This is a genomic window from Micromonospora sp. NPDC093277, assembly GCF_044765245.1.
Classification (GTDB): domain Bacteria; phylum Actinomycetota; class Actinomycetes; order Mycobacteriales; family Micromonosporaceae; genus Micromonospora.
In genome coordinates this window covers 1-16,340 of the sequence record NZ_JBIWJO010000004.1, presented here as the reverse complement: position 1 = coordinate 16,340, position 16,340 = coordinate 1, and the positions used below count along the sequence as shown (strand labels likewise).

Genomic DNA, 16,340 nt, shown 5'->3' with positions numbered 1-16,340 from the left:
GACCTCGTCCGGCCTGACAACCGGGCGCGAGGGCGACGGTCCATGGCCAATAATGTTCGACAGCTAGCGTAGTCCGGACTGACCGTCCAGGCCATGAATGGGGTCAGGCCGGTGCACGGAGTGACCGATATGGGTGGGACTTTTCGGGTCGAGCCCACGATTCGCGTCGTCGTGGGCCGGAACGAGACGACCGGAAAGGGAACGCCCGGTGGAGTACACGTCCGGTGCCGCCTCCTGGCGGAAGGTCCTCCGGCGGGCAGTCGTCGTCCTGCTGCCCCGGCGGGCACGGCAGCGCCGACCCGGCTGGTCGCTCGGCGTACCCCTGATCGCCGCGGCGGCGGGGCTGCTCTTCACGACGACCGCGACCACCGCCGGCGGCACCTCGCTGCGGGAGGACCGCAGACCCCAGCTGACCCAGTTGATCGAGGACCGGCGCGAGCAGGTCGCGGCGAGTGAGGCCAGGGCCGCCCAACTGCGCGCCGAGGCCGAGGAGCAGACCGCGGCCCTGGCCGACACCGACGGCCCGATCAAGGCACAGCGGGACCGGGCCGCCGCGAGCCGGGAGGCGGCCGGCTTCACCGCGCTCACCGGCACCGGGATCACCGTCGAGCTGAACGACGCGGCCCGGCGACCCGACCAGCCCCTGCCCAAAGGTGCCAGCAACGACGACCTGGTCGTCCATCAGGGCGACGTACAGGCGGTCGTGAACGCGCTCTGGGCGGGCGGGGCCGAGGCCATGTCAATCATGGACGTCCGTGTGCTCAGCACCAGCGCGGTACGCTGCGTCGGAAACACCCTGCTGCTGCACGGCCGGGTGTACTCCCCTCCTTTCAAGATCGTGGCAATTGGCGACCCCGGCGCCCTCCAGAAGGCGCTCGCCGCCTCCGAGGGAGTTCGGGTGTTCAAGGAAGCGGCCGACCATTACCAGCTCGGCTACAAGGAGACTGTGACCACAGTCACCGTGCCCGCGTTCGAGGACTCGACGGCGCTCCAGTCCGCGAAGGCGCTTCGGTGACGCCCGACGGCTTCCGGGAGCGGGACGGCCGCCACCACGACCCCGACGGTGAGGCCACCGGCGCCGTCCCGCCCGTCGACCGCACGCCGCCGGTCCCGCCCCGCCCGGCGCTCGACCTGCCCTGGCCGGAGCCGGACGCGCCGGGCTCCCGGCCACCCGCCAGCGGCCCGGCGACCGCCTACCCGGCCCCACCGCCGCCATGGCCCGGCAATCAGGCACGCCCGCCGGCACCAGCCGGGCCGGAGCGCGCCGCCGCCCGCCCCGAGTGGTACCCGTCCGGCCCAGCTCCGGCGGAGCGCCACCAGTCGACTCCCGCCCCGACGGAACGCCACCAGCCGGCTCCCGCCCCGACGGAACGGTTCGCCGCCGGTCACGACGGGCGGTCCACGCCGAGCGGCTGGGCGGGCGCGGAGCAGCCGCCGCGCCCCGCTGGCACCGCTGGCTCGGCCGGGCGGCCCCGCCGTTGGCCGGAGGAGGCGCCCGGCCCACGGGCCGGGGCGCCCGGAGAACCGGTCGGCCGCCACCCGGAGGCAGCCGCGCCGAGGTTCGACCACCGTCCAGATCAGCACAACCCGGGGATCAGCACGGAGCCGGCCTCACCGGGGCCGCAGCGCCGTCCGGATCCGGCCACACCGGGAACCGGCGCGGAGCCGGCCGGCCGGAGGCTGCACCGCCGTGCGGAGCCGGCCGGGCCGGGACCGCACCAGCGGCCGGAGCCGGCCGCGCCGGGGGCCGCCGGGGAGGCGCCGGGCCGCCGGGCCGCCGGCGATCCCACCGCCCGGCCGTCCGGCGCACCGGCCGCAGCGGTACGACCGGCCGCTCCGGGTGACGCGCCGACCGCGTTCATCCCGCCCGTCGGCGACCGACCGGGGCACCGGGCCGCCGGACAGCCTGCCGACGACCGCACCACCCACCGGACCGACCCTCGCGCGGCCGATCCTCGGGGACCGGGTGCGCCCACTGCCGGCATACCCCGGGGGGCCGGCCCGGCCGATGGCACACCCCGGGCGGCTGGCCCGGCTCCCGGCGTACCCCGTGGGGCGGGCCCCGCCGACGGCGCATCCCGGGCTGCTGGCCCGACCGACGGCGTACCCCGAGAGGCTGGCCCGGCCGGCGGCGGTCCGTCCCGGTCGGGGCCGGCCGGCGGCGCGCCGGCGGACCCGGCGGCGACCGCCCTGCTCCCGGCCGTCACCGGCCGGCCGGCGAGCCACCCGCTCCTGGAGTCCACCGCGCTGATGGGTGCGGTGCCCCCGCGCCGGGAGACCGGCGACGATCCCGGCCTACCGGCCGAAGCGCCACCGCCCCGGCGCGGCGAGCGCGTGGTGCAACTCCGCCCCGAGCAGACCGGCGAGGGATACCGGAGCGTCTACTCCGAGCTGACCCGGCCCACCGTCGGCTCCCGGCTGCGTTCCGGCGTGCGGGCCGCCGGCGAGGTGCTGATCACCCTCGGCCTGGTGGTGCTGCTCTTCGCCGGGTACGAGATCTGGGGCAAGACGGTGATCGTCGATGCCCACCAGAACGACCTGAACAGCCAGCTCGCCCAGGAGTGGGCAGGCGACCCGACGGTCGGCCCGACCCCCAGCCCCACCGGCAAACCCAAGCCACCGGCGGAGGGGAAGCCCGTCGCCGGGCTCTACATCCCCAAGATCGACAAGCACTGGGTCGTGGTCGAGGGGGTCAGCCCGGCCGACATCCGGTACGCCCCGGGCCACTACCCGAAGAGCGCGATGCCGGGCGAGGTGGGCAACTTCGCCGTCGCCGGGCACCGGATCCGGGCCACCTTCTGGCGGCTGGATGAGCTCGTGCCGAACGAGGACTACATCATCGTCGAGACCCAGACCCAGTGGCTCGTCTACCAGGTCTACCAGCAGCGGGTCGTCAAGCCCTCCCAGGTCGAGGTGGTGGCGCCGGTGCCCGGCAAGCCGGGCAAGAAGCCGACCGAGAAGGTGCTCACCCTGACCACCTGCAACCCCAAGTTCGACAACTACCAGCGGCTGATCATCCACGCCCGGCTGGTCAAGGAGATGGCGAAGTCCGCGGGTCGCCCGGCCGAGTTGGGGGGCTGAGGGTGTACGCGTGGATCTGGCGCAAGCTGCCGTTCGGGCTGGTCGGGAAGCTGATCGGCTCATTTCTGCTCACCGCGGCCACGGTCGCCCTGCTCTGGTTCGTGGTCTTCCCCTGGGCGGAACCCCTCCTCCCCTTCTACGACAGCCAGATCACCGACGACTCGGGCGTGCCGGGCGGCGACAACGGCGGGCAGCTCACCGTGCCCAGCGGGTCTCCCAGCGAGGAGGAGCTCCCGTACAGCACGGAGACCAACAACGCCCCGCCCTCCACCCGGAACAGGTGACCGATGCGCATCCTGGTGATCGACAACTACGACTCGTTCGTCTTCAACCTCGTCCAGTACCTCGGCCAGCTCGGCGTGGACTGCGAGGTCCGCCGCAACGACGAGATCGACGTCGCGGAGGTGGGCCGGCTCGGCGCGGACGGCGTACTGCTCTCGCCCGGTCCCGGCAGCCCCGACCGTGCTGGCATCTGCCTCGACGTGATCCGGGAGTACGCCGGCAAGCTGCCCCTCTTCGGGGTCTGCCTCGGCCACCAGGCGATCGGTGAGGCGTTCGGCGCGACGGTGACCCGGGCGCCGGAGCTGCTGCACGGCAAGACCTCCGAGGTGAGTCACCACGGGGTCGGCGTGCTCGCCGGGCTGCCCGATCCGTTCACCGCCACCCGCTACCACTCGCTCGCCGTGCTGCCCGAGACGCTGCCCGAGGAGCTGGAGGTGACCGGCTGGACGGGCTCCGGCGTGGTCATGGCCATGCGGCACCGGACCCTGCCGATCGAGGGCGTCCAGTTCCACCCGGAGTCGGTGCTGACCGAGGGTGGGCACCTCATGCTGGCGAACTGGCTGGCCGCCTGCGGCCACCCCGCGGCGCTGGAGCGGGCGCCCGACCTCGCCGCCGAGGTGGACGCCCGCCGCCGAGCCGCCTTCGTGACCGCGTAACCCGACCGATTCAGTGCTTTCGTCGTCGCGTGCTTGCTACCACAGGGATGTGCACGTCCAGATGGACGCACCACCGGTCTGCGCGTCGTAGCAGGCCTTGTAGGTGTAGCCCGCATCGTCGAGCATCGCGGTCCACAGCTTTTCTCCGCTGAAGCGCCCGTCGTAGTTGTAGACCACGAGGCGGAGATTGCCGTTCGCGTAGTACCCGAAACCCGCGTAGGCGGTGTAGCAGCAGCCTCTCGTCCACGCGGTGCGGCAGGTCGGGCTGTAGCGCAGCTCGGCCGTGATCCGACCGTCCGAGCTGGTCCTGCTGTACTTGGTGTAGGCATCGGTGCTGCAGTATGCGTATTCCGAGGGACCGCCGGGAAGCGGCGCGAGGAAGGATGCCGGGTCCTTCCCGTCGCAAGCCGATCCGCACGCACTGCCGGCCAACGGGATCATTTTCTTCTCCGCCGCCGGGTCGACAAATTTCTCGACCGACCCGTCCGCGAGTTTACGAGTGATGTACGGCAACGCCGGCTCTCCACGGCCGAGCCGCTCCTTGGCGATCGCCGCCTCCTGAGACTGCGAGAAGGAGCCGAGGCTGCCGGCCGGCTGGTCTCCGGTTGAGCCGGCGACGGCAGGTGCGGGCGTCGCCCCCACGCTGAGCAGAATTGTTGAGATGGCGGCGGCGGTCGCTGTCAGCCAGCGCCTGGACCTGAGCATGCTCGACTCCCCGTTAGCCTCGTAATCGACAGACGTCGATTAGATCGATGAGCAGCATCGTGTCACATCGAAGCCTGCCGATCAAGACGATCGCAACCGTCACCGGTCGGATGATCGGCACGACCGACGCGCCGCGCAGGGATTTGTGAGGCGAGAGAAGCCTTTTCAGGCGATCTTCAAAGCACGCGACGTCGCGGTGCCCCGGCCGCTCGGGACACCGCGACGTCGCGTCTGGCGTACTCGGCAGGCCCTACCGGATGGGCTCCCGGGCCGGCGGCAAGGTCGGAATGGGCAGGCCGCCACCGGTGCCCCCGGTCGGCGTGCCACTGGGATCCGGGCTCGGGCTGTCGGACACGTCCGGCAGCGGAATATCGACCTCGATGGTCACCGTCTTGCCCTTGGCCAGCTTGGTGCCCTGCTTAGGGTCCTGGGAACTTACCTTGCCGGCCTGGTCCGGCGGAACCTCGACGCCATCCCGGACGCGCACCTTGTATCCGGCATCCGTCAGCACCTGGGTGGCCTCTTCCTTGGAGAAGCCGATGACCCGCGGGACTTCGCTGACATTGCCCTTGGACACCTTCACCTTGACGATGGTGTTCTCTGGGACCTCGGTGCCCTGCTTGGGATTGGTCTCGATTACCGAGTCCTTCGGAGCACCGCTATCGATGTACTCCGGGTCGGCGACCCGGAAGCCTGCCGCCTCCAGTTGATCCTTGACGTTGTCGAACCGGTTGCCCTCAACGTTGGGGATCTTGACCATCTTTGGGCCAGCGCAGAGCTGGTATGTGACATTCTGGCGCTTTTCCAGCTGAGTGTTCGGCTCCGGGGACTGGCTGAACACCGTGTTCTTCTGGCAGGTGGTGTTAAACACCTGATCGCCGGCCACCGGGACGAGCCCCAACTCCCTGATCGCGGCCTCGGCCTCCGCCGCGCTCCGGCCCTGCAGCTGCGGGACGTTGACCTTCTCGGCGCCCTTCTGGTTCAGCAGCAGCGCGGCGACCAGGGCGATCACCGCGAGAACACCGAGGCCGGAGAAGGTGGCGATCACCCAGGAGGAACTCTTGCGCTTGCGCGGGTCACCGACCCGGGCCGGGACCTGCTGCCGGTTCTGCGGCCCCATGACCTGCGTCTGGTAGCCGCCAGCCCCGGCGGCCGGCGCCATCGGCATGGTCTCGTCGGCCGGCATGACCGGGGTGGCCAGCACCGGGCGGCCGGCGGCGGCGCGGAGCAGGTCCGCCCGCATCTCGCCGGCGCTCTGGTAGCGGTTCAGCGGGTTCTTCGACAGCGCCTTGAGGACGATGGCGTCCACCGCCGGGTTGACGTCCGGGTTGATGCTGCTCGGCGTCGGCGGCGTCTCCCGCACATGCTGGTACGCGACGCTGACCGGGCTGTCCCCGACGAACGGCGGGTGCCCGCAGAGCAGCTCGAACAGCACGCAGCCGCCCGCGTACACGTCGGAGCGGGCGTCGACCGCCTCGCCGCGCGCCTGCTCGGGGGAAAGGTATTGTGCCGTGCCGATGACCGCGCTGGTCTGGGTCATCGTGGTGGCCCCGCTGGCCAGCGCCCGGGCGATGCCGAAGTCCATCACCTTGACCTGGCCGGTCTGGGTGAGCATCACGTTGCCGGGCTTGATGTCCCGGTGGATGATCCCGTGCCGGTGGCTGAACTCCAGCGCCGCGCACATGTCGGCGCAGATCTCCAGCGCCCGGCGCGGCTGGAGCCGGCCCTCGGCGCCCAGCACCTCCTTGAGGGTCCGCCCGTTGACGAACTCCATGACGATGAACGGCAGTGTCTCGCCGGTTGCCGCGGTCTCCTCGCCGGTGTCGTACACCGCGACGATGGCCGGGTGGTTCAGCGATGCGGCGTTCTGCGCCTCCCGCCGGAACCGCATCTGAAAGGTGGCGTCTCGGGCCAGATCCGCCCGAAGCATCTTGATCGCGACATCCCGACCGAGCCGGAGATCGCGACCACGGTGCACCTCCGCCATGCCGCCGTAGCCAAGCAGCTCGCCGACCTGGTACCTGCCACCGAGCAGGCGGGCCTGCGCTGTCATCGCGTCTCTCGTCCTTCGCTCGTCGTCGTCTCGCCGCCAGCCAACCGGAGCCGTACCCCACGACGGTACGACGTCCGGCCCAGATCGTCTCCCCCGCGCGCCCACACGGCGCCGGAGGTCACGCTCACCGGAGCGAGCGCGCCGACGCTGGCCGCCGCATTCTTCCGGTAGTAGTACGAAATCACCCCAGAGCAGAGAACGACCAGTACGGCCAGCACGATGGCGGTCAGCCACAGGCCGGTCCCGGACCGGCGGGGGGCCGGCAGGGGGCGGGCCGGGGCGGCCGGCGGTCGGGGGTACCCGAGCGGGTTGTGCTGCCCGAGCGGTGGGACGGCCACGGCGGCGCGCGGGGCGACCGGCGGGCGGGACGGTGCGATCGGGGCCGCGTGCGGCGCGACCGGTGGGCGGGCGGCCACCGCGGGCGGGCGGGGCTGCGGTCTCGCCGCCGTCGGGACCTGCGCCCGAGCGGCGGGCGCGGCGGGCGAGGCCGGTACGCCGGAGATCGGGTGCGACTTGCCGCCCCGCGCCTGCTGCGACAGGGCGAGCTTGGTCTGCCGGGCGACGCTGGCCAGGGCGGCGGCGCTGGGCCAGCGGGCCGCGGGATCCTTGGCCATCGCCCGCTCCACGATCGCCTTGACCGAGGGCGGGATGTCGGCGGGAAGCGGCCGGGGCGCCTCGCGTACGTGCTTCATGGCGATTTCGAGGGGATTGTCCCCCTCGAAGGGCCGCCGGCCGGCGAGGCACTGGTACGCGACCACGCCGAGCGCGTACACGTCGGACGTGGGGGTGGCCACCGCGCCGGTGGCCTGCTCGGGCGAGATGTAGGAGGCCGTGCCGAGCACCGAGCCGGCGGCGGTGAGCTGACCCACCAGGTCGGAGCGGGCGATGCCGAAGTCGGTGAGCACCAGCGTGCCGTTCGGCCGGACCAGCAGGTTGCCCGGCTTCACGTCCCGGTGCACGATGCCCTTCTCGTGGGCCGCGTGCAGGGCGTCGGCGGCTTGGGCCAGCAGGGCCATCGTCCGGGCGGGGGTGAGCCGGCCGACCCGGCTGAGGGTCGAGGAGAGCGCGTCACCCTCGACGTACTCCATGACCAGGAAGGCGATCTGCTGGTCGCTGCCGAAGTCGTAGACGTCCACCACGCCCGGGTGGTTGATGGTCGCCATGGTCCGCGCCTCGCCGCGGAACCGCTCGGCGAAGCCGGGCTCGTCGAGCAGGGCGGGCAGCAGGCTCTTCACGGCGACGGTACGGCCCAGCACCTGGTCGGTGCCGCGCCAGACGTCACCCATGCCACCGCTGGCGATCCGCTCGTCGAGGCGGTAGCGGTTGCCGAGCTGCACCCCCGGGCTGAGCATGTCAGCGGCCCCCGGAGTCGCCGATGACCGCCGCCATGATCCGACCGGCGATCCGGGCCGCCTCGGCGCTGCCGCCGCTGCCCGCCTGCTCCAGCTCGACGCAGACCGCGGAGATCGGGGTGCCGTTCTTGTCCAGTGCGAAGCCGATGAACCAGCCGTGGTCGGGGGTGTTCGGGCCGGACTCCGCGGTGCCGGTCTTGCCGCCCACGGTGTAGCCGCTGATCGCGGCCTTCCGGCCGGTGCCGTTGCGGACCACGCTGACCATCATGTCCCGCAGATCGCTGGCGACCTGACCGCTCACCGGCTGGCGCAGTTCCCGCGGCTTGGCGGTGTAGTAGCTGGTGGTGCGGTCCGGGGCGAGCAGCTGTTTGACCACGTACGGCCGCATCTGGCTGCCCCCGTTGGCCACCGAGGCGGCGATCAGCGCGCCCTGCAGCGGGGTCATCCGCACGTTGTTCTGCCCGATGGAGGACTGGGCCAGCGCGGCCTTGTCCTCGCTCCCGTCCGGGTTCTGCATGTCGCCGGTCCGGCTGGCTGCCACCCGCAGGCCACCCTCGCCGAGCTGGCCGACGGTGAGGTCGTCCTGCTCGAAGCCGAACTGGCGGGCCTTCTCCTTGACCTTGTCCGCGCCGAGCCGCACACCGAGTTGGGCGAAGCCGGTGTTGCACGACTCGGTGACCGCCTCCATCAAGGTCACCTGGCGCTCGGGGCAGATCGAAGGGGCGGCGTTGCCGATCGGCTTGCCCGCGGTCGGCGGGGTCCAGCTCGACCCGGCCGGGATGTTGGTCTCCTTGGTGATCCCGTTCTCCAGCGCCGCCGCGGCCACCACGATCTTGAAGGTGGAACCGGGGGGCAGGGTCTCGGAGAGCGCCCGGTTGGCCAGCGGGTGGTTCGGGTCCTGGTCCAGCTTGTCGTGCGCGGCCTGGGCCGCGGCGGTGTCGTGGTCGGTCAGCGGGTTCGGGTCGAAGCTGGGCATGGAGACCAGCGCCTGCACGGCCCCGGTACGCGGGTCGATCGCGATGGCCGCGCCCCGCTTCGCCCCGACCTGGTTGTTCTGGAGCTGCTTGTACGCCGTCTCCTGGGCCGGCTTGGAGAGGCTCAGCAGCACATTGCCGCCACCGGTCTGCTCGCCGGTGAACATGTCCTTGATCCGGTCGCCGATGAGCTGGTCGCTGGTCCCGGCGAGGAACTCGTTCTCCAGCCGCTCGATGCCCGTGTCGCCGAGGTTGACCGGCTTGTAGCCGAGCACGTGCGCGTAGATCTCGCCGCTCGGGTAGGTGCGCTGGAACCGGAGCTTGCCGCCGGTGTCCTTGCTGATCGCGACCGCGGTGCCGGCGACCTCGATGTTGCCGCGCTTGCGCTGGTACTCGTCCACCTGGACGCGGCCGTTGTAGTCGCTGTTGCGGTATTCGTCCGCCTTGTAGGCCTGGATCCAGTTCAGGTTCGCGAAGAGCAGCCCGAAGAGGATCATCACAACCACGCCGACGCGGCGCAGGGGTGCGTTCACGGCCGGATCACCTCCGTGAGGGCACCGTGCAGCTGCTCAGGCGGGCCGCCGCTCGGCCGGGAAGCCGGCCCGCTGGGGCCCACCGGCCGGTGCGCGCCGTCGGAGACCCGGAGCAGGGTCGCGATGAGCAGCCAGTTCGCCATCAGCGACGAACCACCGGCGGAGAGGAACGGGGTGGTCTGGCCGGTCAGCGGGATGAGCTTGCTGATCCCGCCGACGATGACGAACACCTGGAGACCCAGGGTGAAGGCCAGGCCGCCGGCGAGCAGCTTGCCGAACGAGTCCCGCACCGCCAGCGCGGCCCGCAGCCCCCGCTCGACGATCAGCAGGTAGACCACGAGCAACGCGGAGAGCCCGAAGAGGCCGATCTCCTCGCCGATGCCGGCGAAGATGAAGTCGGTCTGCACCTCGGGCAGCAGCGTCGGCTGGCCGCCACCCGGCCCCGCCCCGAAGAGGCCGCCGGTGCCGAGCGTGAGCAGGCCCTGAACGAGCTGGTAACCCTTGTTGTACGGGTCGCCGAACGGATCCAGCCAGATCTCGGCCCGCAGGTAGAAGTTCGCGAACGGGCCGCCGACGGTGCTGCCCAGCACGTACGCCAGGTAGGCGCCGCCGAAGAAGAGGACCAGGCCGATGAGCAGCCAACTGACCCGTTCGGTGGCGATGTAGAGCGTCACCACGAACATGCCGAAGTAGAGCAGCGAGGTGCCCAGGTCCTTCTCGAAGACCAGGACCAGGATGCTGATCATCCAGACCACGAGGACCGGGCCGAGGTCCCGGCCGCGCGGGAAGTCGATGCCGAGCACCCGCCGGCTGGCCAGCGAGAGCACCTCGCGCTTGCGGACCAGGTAGTACGCGAAGAACGTGAGCAGGGCGAGCTTGGCGAACTCGCCCGGCTGGATCTGGAACCCGCCGAACCGGATCCACAGCTTGGCGCCGTTGATCTCGGAGAAGCGGCCCGGCAGCACCGCCGGGATCATCACCAGCACGATGCCGGCCAGACCCAGGGTGTACGCGTACCGGGAGAGCGACCGGTGGTCCCGCATGATCGCCAGCAGCCCGGCGGCGAGGACCACCCCGGCGAGCGTCCAGGCCAGCTGCCGGCCACCGGTGCCCGCGAAGATGGCCAGGCTCTCCCGGTCCGCCGCGTCGGCCTGGGCCAGGTCGTAACGGCGCAGGAAGCCCACCCCGATACCGTTGAGCAGAGCGACCGCCGGCAGCAGCGCCGGGTCGGCGAAGGGCGCCAGCCAGCGGATCACCACGTGCAGGCCGACGAAGACCAGCCCCAGCACGGCGGCCGGAACCCAGAAGTCGGGGGTGACCGTGTCCAGCACGTTCGCCTCGACCGTCGCCCCGTAGGCCGCCACCAGCACCATGGCGAGCAGCAGCAGCGACAGCTCCGCGTTACGCCGGGACCGGGCCAGGCGTACGCCCGGCTGCTCGCCCGTCGAGGCGGGCGAGCTTGCCGGTGCGGCGGCTGCGGTCACGGTCGGATCCTCGGGGTCGAGCCGACGCTCACTCCGGCGACCGGCAGCCCGCCGGGTCGACCGGCGGAACGGTGTCGGAGACGACGGCGTCGGGCGTGATGGTCGGCGCGGGGGTGATGGTCGGTTCCGGCGTGGTGGCGACCGACGGGCTGACACTCGCGCCGGCCGCCGGGGTGGCGGCACTGGCGGTCGCGTCCGGGGTCGGCGTGACCGCCGTGCCCGTCGGGGTCGGGGTGACCGCCGTGGCCGTCGGGCTCGGCGGGCAGATCGGCTTGAGGTTGGGGTTGGTCGGGTCGTCGCTCGTCAGCTCGGCCAGCCGGCGCTCGGCATCCGGCTCGCTCTTGGCCTGGATGCCCTGCTTGACCTGCTCCTGGGCGGCCAGGGTGAGGTCGTCCAGCTTGGCCGGGCTGACGGAGTGCGGAGTCGACAGGTCGAGGCCGGCGATCTGGCCGGGCACGCCGCGGAAGACGGCGATCTGGCCGTCCTCCGTGGTGCCGACGTAGTACTGGCGCTGGGTGTAGCTCCACCCGCCGAAGACGCCACCGCCGAGGATGACCAGGAGCGCCAGCAGCATCACGGCGGTACGCAGCGGCCGGTGCCGGCGCCGCTCCGGCTCGTCGTCGCCGTCCGGCTCCTCGGGCGCGGGCGGCCGCGGGGCGGACAGGGCCGAGGCGCGGGCCGCCGGCGTGGACACGTCGGCCGAGGTGGCCATGCCACGGTCCCGGGCGGCGGCGCCGCCCACGATCGGGGTCGCCTCGACGATGTCCTGGTCGGTGGCGTCGGCGATGATCACGGTGATGTTGTCCGGGCCGCCGCCGCGCAGCGCGAGCTGCACGAGGCGCTCCACGCACTGCTGCGGATCGGCGTACTCGCGCATGGTGTCGCCGATGGTGTCCGCGCTGACCACCCCGGAGAGGCCGTCGGAGCAGATCAGGTAGCGATCACCGGGCAGCACCTGCCGGACGCTGTATTCCGGGTCGATGTCGCGGCCGTCCAGCGCCCGGGTGAGCAGCGAGCGCTGGGGGTGGCTGCTCGCCTCCTCCGGGCTGATGCGGCCCTCGTCGACGAGCATCTGGACGTACGTGTCGTCCTTCGTGATCTGCGCGAACTCGCCGTTCCGCAGGAGATAGGCCCGCGAGTCACCGATGTGCACCATGCCGAGCTTGCTGCCGGAGAAGAGGGTCGCGGTGAGCGTGGTGCCCATCCCCTCCAGCTGCGGGTTGGCGTCCACGGTGTCGCGGAGTTGTTGGTTGGCGGTGCCCACGGCGGAACGCAGCGCGTCGACGAGTGCGTCACCGGGGACGTCCTCGTCGAGGGGCGCCATGGCACCGATGACGATGTTACTGGCGACGTCACCGGCGGCCATGCCGCCCATGCCGTCGGCAACGGCGAGCAGCCGCGGCCCGGCGTAGACGGAATCCTGATTACCGTCTCGGATCAGACCGCGGTCACTGTGGGCCGCATAGCGCAGGGTCAGAGTCATGGCCGTAATTCGAGAGAAGTGCGGCCGATCCGGATCGGCACGCCGAGGGGGACGGGGGTCGGTCCGGTGACCTTAGCGCGATCCAGGTACGTGCCGTTAGTCGAGCCGAGGTCCTCGACGAACCACTGCCCGTCGCGCGGTACGAGCCGGGCGTGCCGCGCCGACGCGTAGTCGTCGGTGATTACCAGCGTCGAGTCCTCCGCCCGGCCAATGGTGATCTGGGCTTCGCCGAGGGTGATCCGGGTGCCGGCCAACTGGCCCGCAGTGACCACGAGCTGGTGCGCGGCCCTGCCCCGCTTCACCTTCGCCGGCTTCGCCGCCTGCCCGGTCGAGGCACCGACCGCGCGTGGCGCGGCCACCAACCGACCCGACCTGGCTCCCGCGAAGAGGTCCCGGCGGATCACTCCGACCACCGTGAACACGAAGATCCACAGCAGGATGAGGAACCCGAACCGGGCGACGGTGATGACGAGTTCGGGCAACGGTCAGCCGTCCACGCGGAAGGTCAGGGTGGTGGTGCCGAGCTGGACCATGTCGCCCGGGTTGAGGGCGACCGCGGACACGCGCTGGCCGTTGACCATGGTGCCGTTGGTGGAGCCGAGGTCGGTCAGCACGACCTGGCCGCCGTCGAAGTCCAGCCGGGCGTGCCGGCGGGAGATGCCGACGTCGGGCAGGCGCAGGTTGGCCTGGTCACCGCGGCCGATCACGGTCGAGCCCATCTGGAGCGGGTAGGTGCGGCCGTCACCAGAGACCAGCCGGACGTTGCGGCCGCCGCCGTGGCCCGGCGGCGGGCCGTAGCCGCCGCCCTGGTCGTACGACGGGTAGGCCGGGCCGGCGTCGTAGCCGCCGGGCGCGGAGACCGGGGCGACCTCGCCGCCGGTGTAGACCTCCGCGGTGACCCGGAACATGCCGGTGTCCAGCCCCTCGCCGCGCTCGACCTCGACGATGACGTCGCCGTAGACCGTCCAGGCCTGTTCGCCGATGAACTCCGCCTGTGACTGGGCCAGCTCCTGGGCCAACGCCGCAGCGTAGGGTGCCAAACGACTGTGGTCGTACGGCGAGAGATCGATCACGTAGCGGTTGGGCACCAACGTGCGCCCACCGGCCAGGATCGCCTTGTGCGCCTCGGCCTCCCGCTGCATGGCGTTGAGGATCTCCACGGGGTGGACCACCCCTTTGAAGACCTTGGCGAAGGCCCCCTCGACCAGGCCTTCCAGACGCTTCTCGAAGCGTTGCAGCACGCTCACCGGCTCCTCCTCGGGTCCCGAGGCAATGATGGTATCCGGACACCGCCTCCGCAGCTCACACGCCGCTCAGCCGGCCGCTGGCGGCCCGTTCGTGGGTGGCCTTTCGGCCGTGCTACAGTTTCGTCCGCCACGAACGGTGATCGCTCGTGGCGATGACCAGGACCAGCGTAATATGTTCGGGCCCCCGCCGCCGACGGCGGGAGCGGGATGGGATACGGTGTTCCAGGTCAAGCCACGGGGAAGTGGCGGAATGGCAGACGCGCACGGTTCAGGTCCGTGTGCCCGAAAGGGCGTGGGGGTTCAACTCCCCCCTTCCCCACCATCAAAAGGGCTCCGCAGGTCGCGGGGCCCTTTCGCCATTTCGGGGCATGCTGGATGTCACGTTATGCTCCGATCGTTTCCCTGCCTCACAAGGACCAGGAGTGGCGTGTGACTGTCGCGTTGGTGACCGGTTCGGGCGGTCTGATCGGATCCGAGGCGGCCCGGCACTTCGCCGGCCTCGGGCTCGACGTGGTCGGCATCGACAACGACATGCGGCGATACTTCTTCGGCGAGGACGGCTCGACCTCCTGGAGCCTGGAACGACTCGGCGCCGACCTGGGTGGCGCCTACACCCACTTCTCCGTCGACATTCGGGACCGGGACGGCCTGGAGCAGGTCTTCAAGAAGTACGGCTCGGACATCGGCGTCGTGATCCACAGCGCCGCGCAGCCCAGCCACGACTGGGCCGCCAAGGAGCCGTACACGGACTTCGACGTCAACGCGGGCGGCACTCTCAACATGCTGGAGAACACCCGCCGGCACGCGATCGACGCGCCCTTCATCCACTGCTCGACCAACAAGGTGTACGGCGACCGCCCGAACAGCCTGCCCCTGGTCGAGCTGGAGACCCGGTACGAGCTGCCCGACGACCACCCGTACCACCAGGGCATCACCGAGGACATGTCGATCGACGACTCACTGCACTCGGTCTTCGGCGCCTCGAAGGTGGCCGCCGACGTGATGGTCCAGGAGTACGGCCGGTACTTCGACATGAAGACCGCCTGTTTCCGGGGCGGCACGCTGACCGGCCCGGCCCACTCGGCCGCCGAGCTGCACGGCTTCCTGGCGTACCTGATGCGCTGCGTGATGGAGGGCCGGACGTACAACCTCTTCGGTTACAAGGGCAAGATGGTCCGGGACGCGATCCACTCCCGGGACGTGCTGACCGCCTTCGAGGCGTTCTTCCGCGCGCCGCGCTCGGCCCAGGTGTACAACCTGGGTGGTGGCCGCCACTCGAACACCTCGCACATCGAGGCGTTCCAGATTGCCGAGGAGATCACCGGCCAGCCGGCGAAAATCAACTACGTCGAGCAGGCCCGCACCGGCGACCACCAGTGGTACGTCAGCAGCATGGCCCGGTTCGAGGAGCACTACCCGGACTGGAAGATCACCTACGACGTGCCGATGATCCTCCGGGAGATCTACGAGGCGAACGTCGACAAGTGGGTGCCGAAGGCATGACCACCGGGACCAAGCGGAACGTGCTCGGCGTCCTCGTCGACACGACCGACTACGCCCAAGCGACCGAGGCGGTCGTCGCGGCGGCGCAGGAGCGCCGCCCGCTGGCCCTGACCGCGCTGGCCGTGCACGGCGTGATGACCGGGGTGCTCGACCCGGCGCACAACGCCCGGCTCAACTCGTTCGACGTGGTCACCCCGGACGGGCAGCCGGTCCGCTGGGCGCTCAACCTGCTGCACGGCGCCGGCCTCACCGACCGGGTCTACGGCCCGGAGCTGACGCTGCGGGTGCTGCACCGGTTCGCCGACGAGGGCCTGCCGGTCTACCTGTACGGCTCCACCGAGGCGACCCTGTCCCGGCTGATCCCGGCCCTGGAACAGAGGTTCCCGGCGCTGAAGATCGCCGGCGTCGAGTCGTCGAAGTTCCGGTCCATGCAGCCGGGCGAGGATGTCGAGATCGCCGACCGGATCAAGGCCAGCGGCGCCCGGCTCGTCCTGGTCGGGCTGGGCTGCCCACGCCAGGAGATCTTCGCGTACGCCATGCGGCCGCTGCTGGACATGCCACTGATGGCGGTCGGGGCCGCGTTCGACTACCACGCCGGCCTGCTGCGTAACCCGCCACCGTGGATGCAGCGTGCCGGGCTGGAGTGGTTCTGGCGGCTCGGCCTGGAGCCGAAGCGGCTCTGGCGCCGCTACGTCATCCTCAACCCGGCCTACCTGGCCCGGCTGGCCGCCCAGAAGACCGGCCTGTGGAAGGCCGCCCCGCCGCCTCCGGCCACCCAGCGCCCCGCCGCCTTCGACGTCTGACAGCGGCCACCTGGCAACGACGTCCGGCGGCCACCGAGAAGGTGACCGCCGGACGCCGGTGGGAAGGGTTGGCTCAGGAGACGTCGACGGCGGTGTCGTCAACCACGAAGGAGGTCTGCAGCATGACGTCCTCGGTGGCGGTGAACTTCAGGGTGACGGTCTGCCCGGCGTACGAGGCCAGGGA

At 71.3% G+C, this 16,340-nt stretch carries 14 protein-coding genes and 1 tRNA gene; 7 read left to right on the top strand and 8 right to left on the bottom strand.

The window, feature by feature from the left end:
• Positions 1 to 208: 208 nt before the first annotated feature.
• The 4 genes from ACIRG9_RS10290 to ACIRG9_RS10275 are packed head-to-tail and all read left to right on the top strand — an operon-like array spanning position 209 to position 4,019.
• Positions 209 to 1,015: a DUF881 domain-containing protein gene (locus tag ACIRG9_RS10290; RefSeq protein ID WP_402853145.1), complete on the top strand. Its 807-nt coding sequence runs from the start codon at positions 209 to 211 to the stop codon at positions 1,013 to 1,015.
• Positions 1,012 to 3,081, top strand: coding sequence for a class E sortase (locus ACIRG9_RS10285; protein WP_402853142.1), 2,070 nt, complete (start codon positions 1,012 to 1,014; stop codon positions 3,079 to 3,081). Before ACIRG9_RS10290 ends, ACIRG9_RS10285 begins: the two co-directional genes overlap by 4 nt.
• 2 nt (positions 3,082 to 3,083) lie before the next feature.
• Positions 3,084 to 3,365 carry a hypothetical protein gene (locus ACIRG9_RS10280; protein WP_402853140.1) on the top strand — a complete coding sequence of 94 codons (282 nt, stop codon included), beginning with the start codon at positions 3,084 to 3,086 and terminating at the stop codon, positions 3,363 to 3,365.
• 3 nt (positions 3,366 to 3,368) lie between these two features.
• Positions 3,369 to 4,019: an aminodeoxychorismate/anthranilate synthase component II gene (locus ACIRG9_RS10275; protein WP_402853138.1), complete on the top strand. Its 651-nt coding sequence runs from the start codon at positions 3,369 to 3,371 to the stop codon at positions 4,017 to 4,019.
• Between the two features lie 36 nt (positions 4,020 to 4,055).
• Here ACIRG9_RS10275 and ACIRG9_RS10270 read toward each other — a convergent pair whose 3' ends face one another.
• The 8 genes from ACIRG9_RS10270 to ACIRG9_RS10235 form a co-directional block, all read right to left on the bottom strand.
• Positions 4,056 to 4,724 carry a DUF2690 domain-containing protein gene (locus tag ACIRG9_RS10270; RefSeq protein WP_402853135.1) on the bottom strand — a complete coding sequence of 223 codons (669 nt, stop codon included), beginning with the start codon at positions 4,722 to 4,724 and terminating at the stop codon, positions 4,056 to 4,058.
• 250 nt (positions 4,725 to 4,974) lie between these two features.
• Positions 4,975 to 6,777 (bottom strand): Stk1 family PASTA domain-containing Ser/Thr kinase, encoded by a 1,803-nt coding sequence (gene pknB / locus ACIRG9_RS10265; protein WP_402853132.1) that lies wholly within the window; start codon positions 6,775 to 6,777, stop codon positions 4,975 to 4,977.
• Positions 6,774 to 8,129, bottom strand: coding sequence for a protein kinase (locus ACIRG9_RS10260; RefSeq protein WP_402853129.1), 1,356 nt, complete (start codon positions 8,127 to 8,129; stop codon positions 6,774 to 6,776). Before ACIRG9_RS10260 ends, pknB begins: the two co-directional genes overlap by 4 nt.
• A gap of 1 nt (position 8,130) precedes the next feature.
• Positions 8,131 to 9,636: a peptidoglycan D,D-transpeptidase FtsI family protein gene (locus tag ACIRG9_RS10255; protein ID WP_402853126.1), complete on the bottom strand. Its 1,506-nt coding sequence runs from the start codon at positions 9,634 to 9,636 to the stop codon at positions 8,131 to 8,133.
• Positions 9,633 to 11,120: an FtsW/RodA/SpoVE family cell cycle protein gene (locus tag ACIRG9_RS10250; RefSeq protein WP_402853123.1), complete on the bottom strand. Its 1,488-nt coding sequence runs from the start codon at positions 11,118 to 11,120 to the stop codon at positions 9,633 to 9,635. The genes ACIRG9_RS10255 and ACIRG9_RS10250 overlap by 4 nt, the downstream gene beginning before the upstream one ends.
• A 28-nt stretch (positions 11,121 to 11,148) precedes the next feature.
• A complete protein-coding gene (locus ACIRG9_RS10245; protein ID WP_402853121.1) occupies positions 11,149 to 12,603 on the bottom strand; it encodes a PP2C family protein-serine/threonine phosphatase in 1,455 nt (484 codons plus the stop codon).
• Positions 12,600 to 13,085 carry an FHA domain-containing protein gene (locus tag ACIRG9_RS10240; protein ID WP_074315675.1) on the bottom strand — a complete coding sequence of 162 codons (486 nt, stop codon included), beginning with the start codon at positions 13,083 to 13,085 and terminating at the stop codon, positions 12,600 to 12,602. The genes ACIRG9_RS10245 and ACIRG9_RS10240 overlap by 4 nt, the downstream gene beginning before the upstream one ends.
• Before the next feature lie 3 nt (positions 13,086 to 13,088).
• Entirely contained in the window at positions 13,089 to 13,877 is a 789-nt protein-coding gene (locus ACIRG9_RS10235) for an FhaA domain-containing protein (protein ID WP_402854213.1), read from the bottom strand.
• Between the two features lie 209 nt (positions 13,878 to 14,086).
• Here ACIRG9_RS10235 and ACIRG9_RS10230 point away from each other — a divergent pair.
• The 3 genes from ACIRG9_RS10230 to ACIRG9_RS10220 all read left to right on the top strand — a co-directional run bounded on the left by ACIRG9_RS10230 (position 14,087) and on the right by ACIRG9_RS10220 (position 16,156).
• A tRNA-Leu gene (locus ACIRG9_RS10230) sits at positions 14,087 to 14,172 on the top strand.
• Positions 14,173 to 14,279: 107 nt separating this feature from the next.
• Positions 14,280 to 15,353, top strand: coding sequence for an NAD-dependent epimerase/dehydratase family protein (locus tag ACIRG9_RS10225; RefSeq protein WP_402853118.1), 1,074 nt, complete (start codon positions 14,280 to 14,282; stop codon positions 15,351 to 15,353).
• Positions 15,350 to 16,156 carry a WecB/TagA/CpsF family glycosyltransferase gene (locus ACIRG9_RS10220; RefSeq protein WP_402853115.1) on the top strand — a complete coding sequence of 269 codons (807 nt, stop codon included), beginning with the start codon at positions 15,350 to 15,352 and terminating at the stop codon, positions 16,154 to 16,156. Before ACIRG9_RS10225 ends, ACIRG9_RS10220 begins: the two co-directional genes overlap by 4 nt.
• Positions 16,157 to 16,340 lie beyond the last annotated feature (184 nt).